The sequence below is a fragment of the Candidatus Paceibacterota bacterium genome, assembly GCA_035404205.1.
Lineage (GTDB): Bacteria > Patescibacteriota > Minisyncoccia > UBA6257 > JAVHQB01 > JAVHQB01.
The window spans coordinates 48,013-66,557 of sequence record DAONGQ010000001.1 but is presented as its reverse complement, the minus strand read 5'-3'; the positions used below and the strand labels follow the sequence as shown (position 1 = coordinate 66,557).

Below are 18,545 nucleotides of genomic sequence, written 5' to 3'. Positions count from 1 at the left end.
TTATTCTGGTAATAAATAAATTAAAAAAATTAGATATAAGCGATAGTCTTTTCTTCAAATCTAGATTTATAAATTAATTGACAGTTCCGGTGGGGGAGTCATTACATACTTTCTTAGAAGTGACACATTATGAATGCATCTTATTAACCCGATGTTTTAATATGCAAAAAACCGGACCTAAATCCGGTTTTTTTGTAATCCTTTTTGTGCTAGAATGGGTCATAAGTTTATCAAGTTTTTAAAGTTCTTAAGTTTATAAAGCAAGAAGCGAAGTCGAACTATAACTCCACAAACCTATTTTTATGATGAACGACATTTATTCAAAATATGAAACAGTAGTGGGTCTTGAAATTCACGCAGAGCTCATTACTAAGCAGAAGATGTTTTGCTCTTGTCCTAATGACCCGGAAGGAGCAGAGACCAATACCTATATTTGTCCTATATGTACTGGGCAGCCGGGAGCTATGCCCACTATTAATATCGGGGCAGTCAAGCAGGTGATTAAAGTGGGTCTGGCTTTGCACTCTCAAATTGCAGAGTATTCTAAATTTGATAGAAAAAATTATTTTTACCCTGACTTGCCAAAAAGCTATCAAATTTCTCAATATGATATGCCTTTGTGCTTAGGCGGTTACTTGGACCTTTACTTGAGCAATGATTTATCTCCCAAGCGGGTAGCTATTACTAGGGTGCACTTAGAGGAAGACGTGGCTAAACTTACCCATGGGCAACAAAATACTTTAGTAGATTTTAATCGAGCCGGGGTCCCCTTGATGGAATTAGTGACTGAGCCAACCATAAGAAGCGGAATGGAGGCAAGATTATTTTGTGAAGGCTTGCAAATCCTTTATAAAACTCTAGGGGTATCTGAAGCTAATATGGAAAAAGGTCAAATGCGTTGCGAGGCCAATATTTCGGTGAGGTTGAAGGGGGAAGAGAAACTTGGCACCAAAGTAGAGGTGAAGAATCTTAATTCTTTTAGAGTTCTGGAGAAAGCTATAGACTATGAAACCCGTCGGCAAATAGATTTAATTGAAGAGGGCGGACAGGTGGTTCAGGAAACCCGAGGATGGTTAGAAAATGATAATGCAACTATTTCTCAGAGAATAAAAGAGAATGCTAATGACTACAGATATTTTTATGAACCAGATTTGCCTCGTATGCATGTCTGGTCAAAAGAAGATAAAGAAACGTTATTTGATTTAGATGAAGTGCAAAAAGAGTTGCCCAAATTCCCTTGGGATAAAAAAACTTATTTTCAAGAAGCTTATAAACTTAATAGCCAGGAAGCCAATCTCCTTATTCGTGATGCGCATGTTGCCAAATATTACGAGAGTCTAACTCAATCATTTAAAGAATTACAAAAAGGGCCTTTGGTTTTAGAAAAACTTAATAGATTGGCTTATAATTATTTAGCCTCTGATTTAGTGGGATTGGCCTCTCTCCAGGGGGTAGAAGTGAGCGAGGAATTTATTCATCAGGCTGATTATAAAAATCTAATTATAGCTTTAGCTGAAGGCAAAATTAATAGCGCCTCGGCTAAAAAGATTCTAGTTATAATTACCGATGCGAATAATCAAGATTGGAAAAAAGAGGGCTTGGACGGTCTTTTGAAAGAATATACTCAGAATAATGACACGGAGGCTCTAGCTAAAATAGTAGCAGAGGTACTAGCAAAAAATGTGAAGGCAGTTAGCGAATACAAAAGGGGGAAAACCACCGCTATTCAATTTTTGCTTGGTCAAACGATGGCAGCTACTCATGGTAAGGCCAATCCAGAAGTACTAAAAAAACTGCTGGAACAAGAGTTAGCAAAAGCAGTTTAGGGGATGCGCTTTTAATTTTTAAGAAAGTCTTCGACTAGTTTGAAGGCTTTTTTATTTTCTTTTTTGGTGGAAAACCAATAGACATTGGGTATTCTTTTGAACCAAGTGTTTTGCCTTTTGGCAAAATGATAAATGGCATTGGTTAACTGCTCTTTCATCTCTTGGTAGGTAATTTTACCCTCAAGATAACGGTTAAGGAACCGATATTCTAGACCAAAATTTTCTAAGCGTTCGCTGGATACGCCTGTCTTTTTCAAGGTAATAATTTCTTCTAACATTTTTAAACGCAGGCGCTTGTCTAATCTTAGCGCAATAAGTTTTTTAATTTGTTGATTATCTCTTCTGAGGCCAAGGATAAGAAATTCTCCCAAGGCCCTTCCCTTTTTTAAGGGCGGTAATGGTTGGCTGCTTTGAAGGGCGTTTTCTAAACTGCGAATAAGCCGCCTGCGATTAGCCAGGTCGATCTTTTTTGCTCTTTCCGGGTCCAAGATTTTTAATTTCTTGACAAGGGCATTGGTTGATAAAGTTTCCAATTCGCTTCTTAGTTTAAGATTGGGTTTAATTTTAGGAAGTTGCCAATTTTCTAGTAAGGCGGAGATATATAAACCTGTACCCCCGCAAATAATAGGCAATTGTTTCTTTTGTTCTATATCTTTGAGGGCCTTTTTGGCTTGAACTAAAAAATCACTAACAGTAAAAACATCTTTTTTCGGGTCGGCTATGTCTATAAGGTAGTGAGGGATGCCTTCGCTTTTAAAATCAGCGCCGGATGAGTTAGTATCGCGTTTAACTTTACCTGAGCCCAAGTCCATTCCTCGATAAACTTGGCGAGAGTCAGCAGAAATAATGGCGCCGTTGTATTTTTGGGCGAGGGCAATGGCTAAATCTGATTTCCCTGTGGCTGTTTGGCCTAAAATTATTAAAATTTTTGGCTTTGAATATTTCATTTTAGTCTGGTTATTAAAGCATAAAGAATTAAATCTGCCAATTTTGCCAAAACTTTTTTAATTGCTATAATGGGGTTATTAATTGACGATTTATCCATGCCTTTTACCCATCTTCATGTCCACAGTCACTACAGTTTGCTTGATGGCCTATCCAAAATAGACGATTTGGTAGCTAGGGTTAAGGAACTCGGAATGGATAGTTTGGCCCTAACCGACCACGGTGTGGTTTATGGTTTGATCGAATTCTATACTAAGGCTCGCGCGGCTGGAATAAAGCCCATTTTAGGCTGTGAAATGTATGTAGCGCCAAGAAAATTAACTGATAAAGAGAGCGGTATAGATAGTACTAACTATCACCTGATTCTTCTCGCCAAAAATTACGAAGGTTATCAAAACCTGATGAGGTTAGTGAGCTCGGCGCACCTAGAAGGGTATTATTATAAACCTCGCACAGACAGAGAGCATTTAAAAAGATATAGCAAAGGCTTGATTGCTTCCTCCAGCTGCCTAAAAGGTGAAATCTCGCAGGCTTTAATTAAAAATAATTACGAATTAGCGCGAAAGTTGACGGTTGAATACAAGGACCTTTTTGAAGAGGGAAATTTTTACTTAGAGCTGCAACCGCATTCTGAAATTCCTGAACAAAAAGTAGTCAATGATGGCATGGTGAAGCTATCTGAAGAATTTAATTTACCTTGTATCGTTACTTGCGATTCCCATTATTTAAAACCTGAGGACGGACCGGCTCAAGATATTTTATTAGCCATTCAAACTGGTTCCACTATTTACGACGAAGGAAGGTTAAGCCTCAAAGGCAAGGACTTTTCCCTCAAAACTCCAGAGGCAATTGAGGAACAAATGGCTGACTATCCGAAAATCAAAGAGTATATGGAAAATACCCATAAAATTGCAGAGCAATGCAATGTGGAAATTCCTATGGGGAAACCAATTTTCCCTCGTTTTGAATTACCTCAACCTTTTACCAATTCCCTAGATTACCTAAAATCACTTTTGGAAACAAATTTTCCCAAATTTCATTTTCAAGACGAAAAACAAGCTAGAGAAAGATTAAATTATGAGCTGAGTGTTATAGAGAAAACAGGCTTTGCTGATTATTTTCTTATAGTACATGATTTTATTACCTACGCTCGCAATAAGGGGATTTTTACTAATACGCGCGGTTCGGCGGCTGGTTCTTTGATACTCTACATCTTGGGCATTACTGATATTGACCCTTTAAAATACGATCTCTTTTTTGAAAGATTCTTAAATCCGGAAAGAATTTCTCCGCCTGATATCGATAGTGATGTTCCTGATGTGAGCCGTCAGGAAATTATAGAATTTATTACTAAGCGTTATGGGGCCGACCATGTTTCTCAAATAGTTACTTTTGGAATGATGCAGTCCCGCTTGGCCGTGCGTGACGTTACTCGAGCCTTGGGATACCCTTATGAAATGGGTGATAAAATTTCTAAGCTCTTAGGCCAAGCTACCAAAGAGAGCTTAGCTGATGCCCTAAATGAAATTCACGAGTTAAAAGACTTGTATGACACGGATTCGGCTGCTCACGAAATTATAGATAATGCTCAAAAAATAGAAGGCGTGGCTCGCCATGCTTCTATTCATGCCGCGGGAATAGTAATTGCTCGTGAGCCTTTAACTGATTATACCGCCCTCCAGCGTTCAGCCAAGTCGGATAGCAGTGTGGTGGCTCAGTATGTTGGCCATGACATAGAAAGTATTGGTTTGGTAAAGATGGACATTTTGGGGCTGAAAAATCTGACTGTTATTAAAAATGCGCTCAGAATTATAAGAAAAATTGAAGGAGAAGAGAATGAATTAAAATTAGATGCCTTAGGATTTGAAGACAAGGAAGTTTATAAACTGCTTTCCGCCGGAGAAACCGTGGGGGTCTTTCAACTAGAATCAACAGGCATGAGACGTTTTTTGAAGGAATTAAAACCGACGAGATTTGAGGATATCATCGCCATGGTGGCCTTGTTCCGTCCTGGTCCAATGCAATTCTTGCCAGAATACATTGACAGGAAAAACGGCAAGATAAAATTTGATTATATGCTACCGGAGTTAGAACCAATCCTGAAGGACACCTATGGCATTATGGTTTATCAAGAGCAATTGATGAGAATGGCGAGAGATATCTCCGGTTTTTCTCTGGGGGAAGCCGATATTTTAAGAAAGGCCGTGGGCAAGAAAAATGCCGAGCTTTTGGCCAAACAGAAAATAAAGTTTATTGAAGGAGGCATAAAAATGGGGCATAAAGAAAAGGAACTCAATAAACTATGGGAGTGGATCCAGCCTTTTGCTCAATACGGATTTAATAAAAGTCACGCTGCTTCCTATGCTCGGATTGCTTACCAGACAGCTTATTTAAAAACCCACTATCCGAGCGCATTTTTAGCCGCTCTGTTAACTTCTGATTATGGCGACTTGGATAGAATAGCTATTGAGATTAACGAGTGCGAACGAATGAAAATAAAAGTATTACCGCCAAGCGTGAATCATTCCTTTGTGGAATTTGGCGTAGATAAGGAAAGTGGTGATATTCGTTTTAGCCTGGCGGCTATTAAAAACGTTGGCACTATGGTGGCAGAAGCCATTACTGAAGAACGCAAGAAAAATGGTCCCTACAAAAATTTAGCAGATTATTTAGCTCGTTTGGATAAGCACTACCTTAACCGTAAAACTCTGGAGAGTCTTATTAAAGCTGGCGCTATGGATGACTTTGGGGATAGAAATTGTATGTCAGGAAATCTAGACAAAATAGTAGAAGCAGTTAATGACTTTCATACTGTTAAAGATGCCTGTCAAATGGACCTTTTTGGCGCCAATGATGGCAATGCGTCTGTGCCGCAAACGCAAAATTTGAAGTTTCTAGATTCCATGCCCAATGATAATTTAACTAGTGATTCAAAAGGCGGGTTGTCTGATGGCAAAAGCTCGGTAGCTGTAAAAACCCAGCCCAATCTTATGATTCGCTTAAATTGGGAAAAGGATTATTTAGGCTTATATTTAAGCGACCATCCTTTGAGGCAATTCCAAATAGTACTTTCTAAGATTAGCCAAAATATTGGCAGCTGCAAAACAAAACCCATTGGTAGTCGAGTAAAACTAGGTGGAATGATTGTTAGCGTGAAGCAGATTTTGACAAAAAAGGGAGAACCGATGGCCTTCGTAGTTCTCACTGACACTGCTTTTGACAAAATAGAGGTGGTTATTTATCCTCGCGTTCTTTTAAATAGCGTATCCATAGTCGCCCAAGACAAGGTTGTTATCATTGATGGGAAATTAACCGAAAGGGAGGGCAATAAACAAGTCGTTTGCGATAGCATTGAGGAGTTAAAATCAATTGACGAATAGGGGCGCAGGAAGTATAATCTACAAATTAACCCCAATAATACTCCACCTAAATTAGGCGTAAACTATCGCTATCTGCCAATGTTTTTTAATCAGCAAGCGGTCAATGATAATTTGGGTCCCAATGGTGAAATTTTATTAACAATAGTATGAAACAAAAAAGGAATATCATAAGAAAAAAAGATAAAGCTGTCGATGATTTAGATGTAGCTCGTCATTCATTAGCTCATATAATGGCCTTGGCTGCTACAAGGCTTTATGGAGCAGTTAAATTTGGGGTAGGTCCCACTGTGGAAAACGGTTTTTATTATGATATGGGGCTCAAAAAGCAATTGTCCCTAGAAGATTTGGCATCCTTAGAAGCGGAAATGAAAAAGATTATTGCCGAGAATATCGCTTTTAAGAAAAAGAATTTAAGTATAGCGGAAGCTACCAAAGTATTTAAAAAATTAGGTCAGCCGCTGAAAGTAGACCTCTTAAACGACCTTAAAAAGTATGGTACTACCGATAATAATGAGATTTTGGCCATACGGCAAAAAACCAAAAAAGCTTCCAAGGTTCCTACCACCGTTTCTCTTTATGAATTAGGCACATTCACTGACCTTTGTCGCGGTCCTCACTTAAAAAGCACTGGCGAAGCGCCTGTTTTTTTCAAACTGCTTAAAGTTTCGGGGGCTTATTGGCGTGGAGACGAAAAGGCAGAGATGCTGACCAGAGTTTATGGAGTAGCTTTTAAAACCAAGCAAGAATTAGACGATTATTTAAATCTGCTAAATGAAGCAGAAAAAAGAGACCATCGCAAACTGGGCAAAGAATTAGATTTGTTTACTTTTGATGAAACTGCACCCGGTATGCCCTATTGGTTGCCCAAGGGGTTAACAATCTATAATACTTTATTAGCGTTTTGGCGGGAAGAACACATTAAGCGCGGTTATCAGGAGATAAAATCTCCTTTGATTAATAAAAAGTCGCTTTATGAAACTTCGGGGCATTGGGACCACTACAAGGAAAATATGTTTATTTCTGAAACAGAGGAAGGGGAGACCTATTGTTTGAAACCCATGAATTGTCCTAATGCCATGGTGGTTTTTAGAATGCATCCCCGCAGTTACAAGGAACTGCCACTAAGAATTTCAGATAGCGATACCTTACACAGATTTGAAAAGTCGGGGACGCTCAACGGTCTTTTGAGAGTGAGGGAATTCTCCCAAGATGATGCCCATATTTTTGTCAGTGAAGAGCAAATAGAAAGCGAGTATAAAAATCTGTTTGATATCGTGGAAAGATTTTATTCTATTTTTGATTTAAAATATTCTTTCCGTTTAGGCACTCGTCCGGAGAACTTTATGGGAGACATTAAGACCTGGAATAAGGCCGAAAAAGTGCTGGCACACCTATTAAAAGCAAGCGGTAAATCCTATACGGTGAAAAACGGCGATGGCGCTTTTTATGGTCCTAAAATTGATATTTTGATGAAAGATTCCTTAGGCAGGGAATGGCAAATGGGCACTATGCAGTTGGACTTTCAGCTGCCTCGTAATTTCAACTTGAAATATATCGACAATAAAGGCAAGGAACAAACACCAGTAGTGATTCATAGGGTAATCTATGGTTCCCTCGAACGTTTCATTGGGATTTTAACAGAAAACTATGCCGGTGCCTTTCCACTTTGGATATCTCCCGTACAGGCAGCTATTATTCCTATTGGTGAAAAACAATCAGATTGGTCAAAAGTAGTTAAGGAGACTCTAGAAAATACCGGTGTTAGAGTTCAGGAAATAGAGGCCAATGAGCCATTAGGGGCAAGAATCAGAACAGCCGAAGGACAGAAAATTCCTTACATTCTTATAGTAGGTGAGAAAGAAAAGCAGTCTCAATCTGTGGCTATTAGGCAAAGAGGCAAGGGAGAGGCTGGGGTATTGCCTTTAGAAGAGTTTTTAGCTAGAATTAAAAAAGAGATCCAAAACAAACAGTAAAAACACTGGAATGAGGATTTTTACCTCTTTATGAAACATAAAACTCATCTGGGTGGAGCTATCGCTGTAGCCATCATCCTCTTAGGCATAGCCGGAGGTTCGGTTAAGGCCGACGAGATTTTAGAAACAAAAACTACTCAATATCTCGGGGTAGCAGAACAGACTATTTTACCGGATAGTTCTTTTTACCCATCTAAAAACCTCTCGCGCCGTCTAGATAGATTTACCTCTTTTAATGCTACAGATAGAGTAACAATTGATTTAGAAAAATTGTCTGAGTTGGTCAGAGAATTAGCGGATATTCATTTTAATGGAGCCAATAAATCTTGGGAGAGCAAAGTCTATGATTTATATGCAGATTGGTCTAGCTATTTAGCTCTAGATTATGCCAAAGCTAGCAATGCCAATGGTGGTAGCTTAAACAACGGCTTGGAAGCGTCTATTGATAAGGAGAGTTTAAAGCAACTAGTAGTATTAAATGAATTGGAGAAAAATGGTTTAGACCCGATGATTGCTAGCTCGTTTAGGAAAATTATTATTCAGAACTGGGCCCTTTCTCTAGGAAAATTAGGCAATTCTCAGTGGACGGCGATAACCCTAGAAACAGCCAAAAAATTAGAAACTACGATTACGAATAAAGATATGCTAGATATGCTTGATGTTGTGGCATTAACTGTAGAAAAAACTCCTTTGAGTAATCTTGTCAAAGGCGTTATTATTAATTTGGCTGGTTTGGGTGCTTAAGCGAATTGAGATCGTGATTTAAAAAACCGGCCTTCGGCTGGTTTTTTGTTAGATTAGATTTATAATTTTTTCTTATATTTTATGGCTAGGGGCAGCGATTATAATCACGCTAAGGTAGAAAAAAAATGGCAGGCTGTGTGGGCGAAAAATAAGTTTAAAAATTGGCAAGCTAAAGATTTTTCTCCCAAAAAGCCAATGTTCATCCTGGATATGTTCCCTTATCCTTCGGGAGACGGTTTGCATGTGGGGCATGTGGAAGGCTATACTGCCTCAGATATTTTAAGCCGTTATTATAGAGCGCAGGGCTATAACGTGCTTCATCCTATGGGCTGGGATGCTTTCGGATTGCCAGCAGAAAATTATGCCATTAAACATAAAGTTAATCCGGCCGTTTCGACCAAGAAAAATATTGATCATTTTCGCAAACAGATGCAGATGATAGGTTTGAGCTATGATTGGACTCGAGAAATAAATACTACCGACCCTAGTTATTACAAATGGACCCAATGGATATTTTTAGAACTTTATAAACATGGTTTGGCTTATGAAGCTGATATGCCCGTGAATTGGTGCCCAAAATGTAAAACTGTTTTGGCTGATGAAGAAGTGAAAGAAAATAAATGCGATCGTTGCGGCACACTAGTGGAGCGCAGAAATATTCGCCAATGGATGCTTCGTATTACCGCCTATGCCGACAGATTATTAAATGATTTGCCTCTTTTAAATTGGCCCGAGAAAATTAAGGTTATGCAAACCAACTGGATTGGGCGTAGCGAGGGGACCGAATTAGATTTTAAAGTGGAAAATACTGACTTAAAGATTAAAGTTTTTACTACTAGGATAGACACTATCTATGGAGCTACCTATTTGGTGCTGTCTCCCGAGAGTCCTTTCATTAATCAAATTACGACAGCTGAATACAAAAAAGAAGTTATTTTGTATCAAGACCAAGCGCGTAAAAAATCAGACCTGGAAAGGCAAGGAAGCAATGCTTCTAAAACAGGGGTTTTCACCGGCGCTTATGCGGTTAACCCTGCGAGCAAAAAATTAATTCCTATTTGGATTGCAGATTATATTCTTATGTCCTATGGAACAGGCGCCGTAATGGGCGTGCCTGCTCACGATAGTCGCGATTGGCAATTTGCCAAAACTTTTAATTTGCCGATTATACAGGTAATCTCCAAAGATGGACAGGTTCAACAGATGTTAAATGCCCCTCTTACTGCTTCGGGCGTATTGGTAAATTCTGGAATTTTTAATGGTTTATCTACTGATATAGCGGCTGCCAAGATCAGCAATTATTTAGCGGGGAAAAAGGTGGTGCATTATAAATTAAGAGATTGGGTTTTTGCCAGACAGCGCTACTGGGGGGAACCTATTCCTTTGATTCATTGTCCCATTTGCGGTATTCAGCCAGTGCCGTTGCGCGATTTACCTCTCAAATTGCCCAGGGTGAAACATTATGAGCCAACTGGCACAGGGGAATCGCCTTTGGCAAAAATCGATTCTTGGGTCAACGTAAAATGTCCAAAATGTGGTGGACCAGCCAAGAGAGAGACTAATACTATGCCTCAATGGGCTGGTTCCTGTTGGTATTATCTTCGTTATTTAGACCCTCAAAATAGCAAACAGCTGGTGGATGCCAGAAAGGAAAAATACTGGTTAGCCAATAAAAAATCAGAGCATTTTGGAGTACATTTATATATTGGCGGGGTAGAACACGCAGTCTTGCATTTGTTGTATGCCCGTTTTTGGCATAAGTTTTTGTATGATTTAGGTTTAGTATCTAATAAGGAACCGTTTTACAAGCTTATCAATCAAGGCATGATCTTGGGCAGCGGTCATGAAAAAATGTCAAAATCCAGAGGAAATGTCGTTAATCCCGATGAAATAGTGAAAAATTATGGGGCCGATGCCTTGAGAATTTATGAAATGTTTATGGGGCCGTTACAAGATAGTAAACCCTGGAGCACCGAAGGACTGGCAGGCATTACTCGCTTTTTGGATAAGGTTTGGTTGGTGGCGCGAAAGATTTCGACTCCCCAACAGGGCGAAAGACCTCTCTCGAAAGAGGCTAAAAGCAAATTAATACAGTTAAAAGCTGAGACGATAAAAAAAGTTACTCAAGATATAGAAGGATTCAGATTTAACACGGCAATCAGTGCTTTAATGATTTATACTAATGCTCTTTGGGACGCCGATGCTTTATTAGACAAAATTTATTTGATTAGCCTTATTAAACTGCTCAATCCTTTTGCTCCCCATATTACGGAAGAAATTTGGCAGACCATGCTTTGCCAAAAAAAGCCATTGGAATTAGAGCCTTGGCCTCGTTGGGAAGAAAAAGATATAGAAAAAAGAACCGCCATTATTGCTATACAAATTAACGGCAAGTTTAGAGGTAACATTGAGGCGCCCTTCGGATTAACTCAAGGTGAAGTCTTCAATTTGGCTAAGAAAGTAGAAACTATTAATAAGTATTTCGACCAGCAAAATGTTCAAAAAATTATTTACATTCAGGATAAACTGCTGAATATTGTAATCTAGAACTTTTTTAAAACAGATCGGTCGGTTAGATTTCTTTTTAAAAATTAATTCCTTCATGGGTTGCGCATAGAAAGAAGGAGCTGTTTTTTTGTTTTTGTTTAAAAGCGGCGACCAAGTTTTTTCTCCCAAGTAATAGGGCAAACTAGACCAGCTATAATTTTTCACTTGTGAGAATAATTTTTGAGGCGATATACCAATAAAGAGTTTTGCAGGTTGGAGATGGAGGAAGAGCAGGGCACAACCTAAAGCAGTCTTCTCGATATAGACAGATTGAAAGGGGCCGCGGAAAATAGGGCCGGAGCGACGATATCTCCTGTTATAATGCAAGCTATAGCTCGTGCCTAATCTTTGCATAAAATCAGAAATATCATTAGCGCCCAATTGTTTCACTATTAAAGAAAAACTGTTGGGCAACAAGCAAAAACCAATGACTTGCAAATAAGGTGGTGCGATAGAGTGCGCAGGTTTAAAATATTTATTGTTTTGGCAAGCAAAGTTTAAATTTAAACACCTCAATTCCAGAGAGTGGGAGCGGTTTAGATAATAGAGTAAATAGAGAAAATAAAGATAGTCAGACACTCCTTTGAAAAGTATTTTCTTATCAACGCTTTTATTGGAGAGATAGTAATAAGAATTACTAGAAAATGTAACCTTGCGTTTGGACATTGGTTGCACTAAAAAACAAGAGAGGATTCTCTTGTTTCTGCTAAAATTATAAAAAATATAAAGGAACACTGGTTCTGAAAAAATGTAGGGTGAAATTGTAGAATCTTTACCTCCATAAAGATTTTTAGTAGCCCCAAAGAGATTTGAACTCTTGTTACCGCCGTGAAAGGGCGATGTCCTAACCAGGCTAGACGATAGGGCCGCGCACTTTTCAGATATTACATGGAAATAGCATAAAAAGCAAGGGATTTAGCTTGTAATGGCGTATTTTTTAGTGTATATTTAATAAGTAATATGAAGGCAGAAGAACTAAAATTAGATATTACCTGGAAGTCCTTATGGCGTGTTTTAGCGTTGGGACTTTTAGTCGTGGGCGTCTGGCATTTTAAATGGCTGATTTTTGTGGTGCTTTTCTCGATTATTTTGGCAATGATATTTGAACGTCCTATTAATAAGCTTATTGCGCATAAATTACCGCGGATGATAGCCACTACAGCTGTTTATCTTTTGGTAATTTTTTCTTTGGCCGGCCTCATCTATCTCACCATTCCTATTATAGTGGAAAATGTAGCCCCCTTTTCTAAGTTGTTTACCCAGAATACAGTGCAAAATCAAGTTACCAATTTAATCAATGGTAAAACTGTTATCTCGGCACCCGCAACTACTAGCGCTGCCCCCAATATTTTGAGTCTCTTTGGAGGAGAGATTGGAGCTTGGTGGGAAAATATAAGTAAAATTTTTAAAACTCTGGGCAATGTGGGCGATTCTTTGGGCAAAGGCGTTTTAGCGGTAATGATGGCGTATTATTTAAACCTCAAGAAAGGAGGGGTGCGCAGTAATTTAGCTAAATTATTGCCAGAAAAACATCAAGAACTATTTAATGCTTTCTGGCCTCGCATACAATATAAAGTTGACTCTTGGTTTTATTCCCAATTGCTAATTAGCGCAATTATAGGGATAGTAGTTTTTGTCGGATTGCTCCTATTACAAGTGCGCTATTCCTACTTTTTGGGAATCTTAGTAGCCTTTCTGGATTTTATACCTTATGTTGGACCAGCTATTGGCTTGGGACTCATTGTGGTAGTAAGCATAAAAGAGGGTTGGCTGACAGTAGTTTTAGCCGCTGCCTTATTCCTTTTTGCCCAAAACCTTGAAAGTATAATCTCTCCGTATTTCAGAGGAAAAATGATAAAAATGGACCCTATCATGATTATCCTAGCCCTGCTTGTAGGCGGATCTCTAGGTGGGGCTATCGGTATGGTTTTGGCTATTCCCTTGGCGGCCATTGTGTCAGAGATACTCCAAGATAAAAAAATAATGAAAGCATTATTTCACAAGACCGAATATGTGCCAGTAGGTGAAGAGGAAGCTAATCCATAAAACAGAATACAAGATAATTTTAAAGGCTAAGTTTAAAATTTGTTTTTGTATTTTTACTTTATAACTTTATCAACTTTATAAACCTGATAAACTAAATTCCATGTCTCGATACTACGTTACCACTGCGATTCCTTACGTTAATGCCAAGCCCCATCTGGGGCATGTTTTAGAATTCATAGAAACGGATGTTTTGGTCCGTTGGTTAAAACAGAATGGAGGAGAAGTGCGTTTCCAAACGGGGAGCGATGAGAATTCTCTAAAAAATGTTTTAAGCGCCCAGAAAGCGAATATTCCGGTCAAAGATTTTGTAGATAGTAATACCAAATCTTTTCAGGATATCTACCCCCTTTATGAAATTGCTTACGATGACTATATAAGAACAACAGAAGAAAGACATAAGACGGGCGTTTTAAAATTATGGCAAGCGCTTAATCCTGAAGATATTTATAAAAAAAGCTATAAAGGACTTTACTGCATTGGTTGTGAAGCTTTTCTTAAGGAAAGTGATTTAGTCGATGGCTGTTGTCCGGAGCATAAAACCAAACCAGAAGCGATTGAGGAAGAAAATTATTTTTTTAGGCTGTCCAAATATCAAGACCAGCTAATTGAGCTAATTAGCGCGGATAAGCTAAAAATTATTCCTGAAAGCAGGAAAAATGAAGTTTTATCTTTATTAAAATCTGGCCTAGAGGATATAAGCATTTCTCGCAGTCGGGAACGGGCTGGGGGCTGGGGGATAGCAGTGCCAGACGATTCTTCCCAGGTGATATATGTTTGGATCGATGCTTTGGCCAATTATATTACAGCTTTGAATTATGGGGGCGATCAGGCAGATTTTATTAAATGGTGGCAAGAAAGCGATGAAATCTGGCATATTATAGGAAAAGGTATATCGCGCTTCCATGCTGTTTATTGGCCAGCCATTTTGCTTTCCGCCAAAATAAAGATGCCTGACCATATTTTTGTGCATGGCTACCTGACTACAGAAGGAGAAAAAATTTCTAAGAGCCTGGGTAATGTTATAGACCCCCTCGAAGCAGCCCAAAATTATGGGGTAGAACCATTACGCTATTTTTTAACTCACGAAATTTCTGCCTATGATGATGGCGATTTTTCAGCTAAACGTTTTTGGGAAAGATATAATTCGGATTTGGCGGGAGGAATAGGAAATCTTTTGAGCCGAGTTACTACTCTGGGACAATTATTGGAGAAAGAAATTAAGCTTAAAAAAGTTGAGACAGAAACACAAACTTTGGTAGAGGAGAACATAAGGAAAACTGCGGAATCGATGTCTGCAGCTCATTTCAATGAAGCTTTAGACAGGATTTGGGAATTGGTCAGATTTTCTGATAAATACATAGCTGATAATAAAATTTGGGAAACCATTAAAACGGACCAGGAAAAGGCGGAAAGAGAATTAGCCAATCTAGTTTATATTTTAGCCAATATAGGCTGGCAATTAAAACCATTTATGCCGCAAACAGGAGGCAAAATCATTACCAGTTTGGGGTTGGAAGACATGCCTATACATTTCTTGGAAGGACTGAGTAACAGAGCGGTTTGTCTTAAAAAATCTGAAATTTTATTTCCCAGGCATGGACAAGAATAGTTTTCAATTGATTAACCTATCAGTTTTTAGGTAATTTACAAGATTTTATTATGATTAGAAATATGGCTGGCAAGAGCAACTATGCATATATAGATGGCAATAATCTTTATCGTGGGGTGAAAAACTCCAGTTGGAACATTGACCTTTTTAGATTTAAAAGATGGCTGGCTGACAAATATGGAGTAACTCAAGCCTATTATTTCATTGGCTTAATTCCTAAGGAAAAAGATTTGTATGAAACTTTGCAGAAAGCGGGCTTTACTTTGATCTTTAAGGGGGTAGTATATGATGGAGATGGCAAACCTAAGGGGAACTGCGATGCCGATTTAGTTTTGCAAGCAGTGAGAGATGTTTATGAGAATGCTTGTGAGCAATCTGTATTAGTTAGTAGTGATGGTGATTATGCTGGCTTAGTGAAGTTCTTAAAAGAAAAGAATAAGTTAAAAATTATTCTTTCGCCAAGTGTTCCAGAGAAATGTTCTATTTTGTTAAAGAGAACCAATGCTCCTATTACTTATTTAAATGACGTAAAACGGCTAATTTCTATGAATGCTAATTCAGAAACGGGCAATAATGAAAAAGCCCCCATTAAGGACGAGCCTTAACAGGGTCTTTTTCGTGGTGATATTATGATGATATCAAATATAAGCTATTTGTCAAGATTGGAAGTATTTGGCGAAGTGCAAGCGGAATGGGTAAACTTGTTTTTAAATGTTCTCAATTTTATCAGTTTTTATGTATTTAGTTAATTAATTTTTATGTTATTTGATTCCCACTGTCATCTGACAGATGCAAAATTTGACGTAGATAGAGAAAAAATCATAAATGAAGCTGAGCGTGACGGTCTGTTTATGGTTACCGTCGGTCCAAGTTATGAAGAATCTTTAAAAGCTATTGCTTTAGCTAATAAATATCCTAAAAATATTTGGGCCACAGTGGGGATTCATCCGGAGTATGCCGATGGATTGGCAGATAATGTATCGGCATTACTAGAAACAATAGTGCATGATAGAAAAGTAGTGGCCGTAGGTGAGGGCGGACTGGACTATGCGCAGTTAGAGGAAAAGTCTAAAGTCCAAAGTTTAAAGTTTAAACAAAATGCAGAAACGATGGAGACAAGAGAAAAACAGAAATGGTTGTTTAAAATACAGCTGGATTTGGCGCTCAAACATGATTTGCCGATTATAATGCACCTGCGCAATAAAAATGGGGAAGGCAATGGCTTTAACGCTTATGGGGATGCCTTAGAAATACTTGATGGATTACCCCAAATGCCTAAAGGAGTAGTCCATTTTTTCCAAGGGAATCTAGGTGAAGCTCAAGATTTTTTAAAGAGAGGCTTTTATTTGGGTTTTGACGGCTATATTACTTTTGACAATCGTTATGATAATCTCCTGCGAGAGGTTCCCTTAGAAAGAATATTGATAGAAACTGATGCCCCGTACGTGGCGCCAGTGCCCTTTAGAGGCAAAAGAAATGAACCAAAATTTGTGGAGTATGTTTTAGAAAAGATAGTCAAGGTCAGACAAGTAAGTATAGATGAAGTTAAAGATATAACTTTCGCTAATACTAAGAAGCTATTTAGAATAGAAGAGTCATAATTTTAAAGGCTATCCGTTAGCTACCGGATTAATTGAATGCCCCAATGTCTAAATTTTAAATTGCAACTCTATGCATAATGGTTTATTTTATGGTTAATTATTTAGTTATTTAGATTTGATTTAAAATTAGAGATTTAAAATTAATAATTTAATAATAGCCTTGCCTTTGATTGGCTATTTAAAGGTGGTATAATGTGAGTGTAAGTTTATAGTTGGGCTACGCTCACTACCAGTAAAGTTTATAAAGTTATAAAGTAAGTGCTCGATAGAACAAAACTTTACTAATACTCATTTTGATATCTAAAGTTTATAGCCTGACGTCTGCATAACCTCCAGATGTCTAATCCTCAAACATTAAAAAGTTTAAAATTAATTTAAAATTTAGGATTTAAAATTTGTAATATGGCAACTTTACATAAAGATATACTTAAGCAGCCATTTTTTTGGACGAGTATCCTTTGTTCGTTATTGCTAGTGGCCTTGTTGGGTATTTATGCTTATGCTTGGGTTTCACCTACAGGCAGTCCTAACTCTAATGCTAACGCTGTTATTAACCTTGATAGTAGCGGCAATGTGGGTATTGGAACGGCTACGCCTGGAGCAAAACTCGAAGTAGCTGGACAAGTGAAAATTACAGGAGGTAATCCTGCTTCCGGCAAAGTGCTAACGTCGGATGATAGTGGGTTAGCGAGTTGGCAAACGGTTACAGGCGGTGGTGGAGATGTAATGTCTGTTTTTGGGCGCACTGGAACAGTAACCGCTCAATCAGGAGATTACACAACTAGTTTAGTGTCTGAAGGCAGTAATTTATATTTTACTAATGCTCGAGCAGTGGCAGCGGTCCAATCTGCCCTTGATGCTAAAGCACCTACAGCCAACCCTACTTTTACAGGCAGCGTTACCATGCCAGGCACTGGTGTTTGGAACTCTTCTGGTAACGTAGGAATAGGAATGACACCAACTCACAAATTGGATGTTTCCGGGGATTTGTATATTACTGGCAACACCAATCTTTGTACATTGGTTGCCTATACAAATGGCAGTGGGACTACTACTTGCCCAGCTGGCTATTATACCTGGTCAGCTGTTGGTCAGACTAATGGATATATGTTATGCTGCAAAGTTAGCAATCCTATTTAAACTTAAGTAATTATTTCAATATATGGATCGTACTCATATAGATGTGGATAAGAACGAAGTTACTTTAAAGATTGATGTCCAAACATACACCTTGGAAGCGATTTATGGCGCAGCCTATGTTTTTTTAGACACGACCTATGTTTTTTTAGATAAAGATGCGGCGGGCGATATTATTACAGTCTTGAAGCCGAAAACAATCTTAACTAAAAAGGGTTTGGAAAATTTAAGTGGTGAGTTTAGTAATCAACTACTTAATTATTCTCTCAGGGAGTCAATTGCTAAAGACAACCAAAAAATTAGAGAATATATTGTCGGAAGGGCTTTGGTTGGAGCAATAGGCGAAGATCCATTAGCAGACGAATCTGCTGGAATAGGCACAAACAGCGACGAAGATACGGGTGAATGGAAAGGGGATGACTTAGGTATAGCGATACCCTGGGAAGAAAAATTTTCTCCCAAAAAGATTAGCAAGAAAAAGCCCAACAAAATAGCTAAGAAATAAGAATAACTTATCTGTTCGGACATGACCATTAATTTTAATAAAGAAATTTATACCGTCCAGTCAGTTAAAGCGGCTATTGCAGCCTATAAGGGAATCGCAGTTTTTACTTTAGAAGAAAAGAAAAAATTCATTGTCGTAAATTTGAAAAGCAAGAAAAATACTAAGGATACCCCTCTTAATTTAAAAGAGGAGTTCTGTAATTATGTTTTATCTGAAATCAGAAGCTAAACGT

General features: G+C 38.3%; 13 protein-coding genes and 1 tRNA gene. 12 read left to right on the top strand and 2 right to left on the bottom strand.

The window, feature by feature from the left end:
* Window positions 1-302 precede the first annotated feature (302 nt).
* The gene (gene gatB / locus PK547_00265) at window positions 303-1,826 is read left to right on the top strand and encodes an Asp-tRNA(Asn)/Glu-tRNA(Gln) amidotransferase subunit GatB (protein HPR91166.1); all 1,524 of its coding nucleotides are present in this window, start codon (window positions 303-305) and stop codon (window positions 1,824-1,826) included.
* Between the two features lie 11 nt (window positions 1,827-1,837).
* Here gatB and miaA read toward each other — a convergent pair whose 3' ends face one another.
* Entirely contained in the window at window positions 1,838-2,773 is a 936-nt protein-coding gene (miaA, locus tag PK547_00260) for a tRNA (adenosine(37)-N6)-dimethylallyltransferase MiaA (GenBank protein HPR91165.1), read from the bottom strand.
* A 69-nt stretch (window positions 2,774-2,842) separates the two neighbouring features.
* Here miaA and PK547_00255 point away from each other — a divergent pair, with 69 nt between their 5' ends.
* The 4 genes from PK547_00255 to leuS all read left to right on the top strand — a co-directional run bounded on the left by PK547_00255 (window position 2,843) and on the right by leuS (window position 11,415).
* Window positions 2,843-6,151, top strand: a complete 3,309-nt coding sequence (locus PK547_00255) for a DNA polymerase III subunit alpha (protein ID HPR91164.1) — start codon at window positions 2,843-2,845, stop codon at window positions 6,149-6,151.
* Window positions 6,152-6,297: 146 nt separating this feature from the next.
* Window positions 6,298-8,124 carry a threonine--tRNA ligase gene (gene thrS / locus PK547_00250; protein HPR91163.1) on the top strand — a complete coding sequence of 609 codons (1,827 nt, stop codon included), beginning with the start codon at window positions 6,298-6,300 and terminating at the stop codon, window positions 8,122-8,124.
* 30 nt (window positions 8,125-8,154) lie between these two features.
* Window positions 8,155-8,868, top strand: a complete 714-nt coding sequence (locus tag PK547_00245; protein HPR91162.1) for a hypothetical protein — start codon at window positions 8,155-8,157, stop codon at window positions 8,866-8,868.
* 81 nt (window positions 8,869-8,949) lie between these two features.
* A complete protein-coding gene (leuS, locus tag PK547_00240; GenBank protein ID HPR91161.1) occupies window positions 8,950-11,415 on the top strand; it encodes a leucine--tRNA ligase in 2,466 nt (821 codons plus the stop codon).
* Window positions 11,416-12,209: 794 nt separating this feature from the next.
* Here the strand turns inward: leuS and PK547_00235 are convergent.
* Window positions 12,210-12,283 (bottom strand) — tRNA-Glu (locus PK547_00235).
* A 92-nt stretch (window positions 12,284-12,375) separates the two neighbouring features.
* Between PK547_00235 and PK547_00230 the strand changes: the two genes are divergently transcribed.
* The 7 genes from PK547_00230 to PK547_00200 all read left to right on the top strand — a co-directional run bounded on the left by PK547_00230 (window position 12,376) and on the right by PK547_00200 (window position 18,541).
* A complete protein-coding gene (locus PK547_00230) occupies window positions 12,376-13,461 on the top strand; it encodes an AI-2E family transporter (GenBank protein HPR91160.1) in 1,086 nt (361 codons plus the stop codon).
* A gap of 100 nt (window positions 13,462-13,561) precedes the next feature.
* Complete coding sequence (locus tag PK547_00225) at window positions 13,562-15,070, top strand: methionine--tRNA ligase (protein ID HPR91159.1); 1,509 nt, start codon at window positions 13,562-13,564, stop codon at window positions 15,068-15,070.
* A gap of 50 nt (window positions 15,071-15,120) precedes the next feature.
* A complete protein-coding gene (locus tag PK547_00220) occupies window positions 15,121-15,675 on the top strand; it encodes an NYN domain-containing protein (protein HPR91158.1) in 555 nt (184 codons plus the stop codon).
* Window positions 15,676-15,828: 153 nt separating this feature from the next.
* Complete coding sequence (locus tag PK547_00215; GenBank protein HPR91157.1) at window positions 15,829-16,671, top strand: TatD family hydrolase; 843 nt, start codon at window positions 15,829-15,831, stop codon at window positions 16,669-16,671.
* A 402-nt stretch (window positions 16,672-17,073) separates the two neighbouring features.
* The gene (locus tag PK547_00210; GenBank protein HPR91156.1) at window positions 17,074-17,811 is read left to right on the top strand and encodes a hypothetical protein; all 738 of its coding nucleotides are present in this window, start codon (window positions 17,074-17,076) and stop codon (window positions 17,809-17,811) included.
* Between the two features lie 22 nt (window positions 17,812-17,833).
* Window positions 17,834-18,313 carry a His-Xaa-Ser system protein HxsD gene (hxsD, locus tag PK547_00205; protein ID HPR91155.1) on the top strand — a complete coding sequence of 160 codons (480 nt, stop codon included), beginning with the start codon at window positions 17,834-17,836 and terminating at the stop codon, window positions 18,311-18,313.
* 21 nt (window positions 18,314-18,334) lie between these two features.
* A complete protein-coding gene (locus PK547_00200; GenBank protein ID HPR91154.1) occupies window positions 18,335-18,541 on the top strand; it encodes an HxsD-like protein in 207 nt (68 codons plus the stop codon).
* Window positions 18,542-18,545 lie beyond the last annotated feature (4 nt).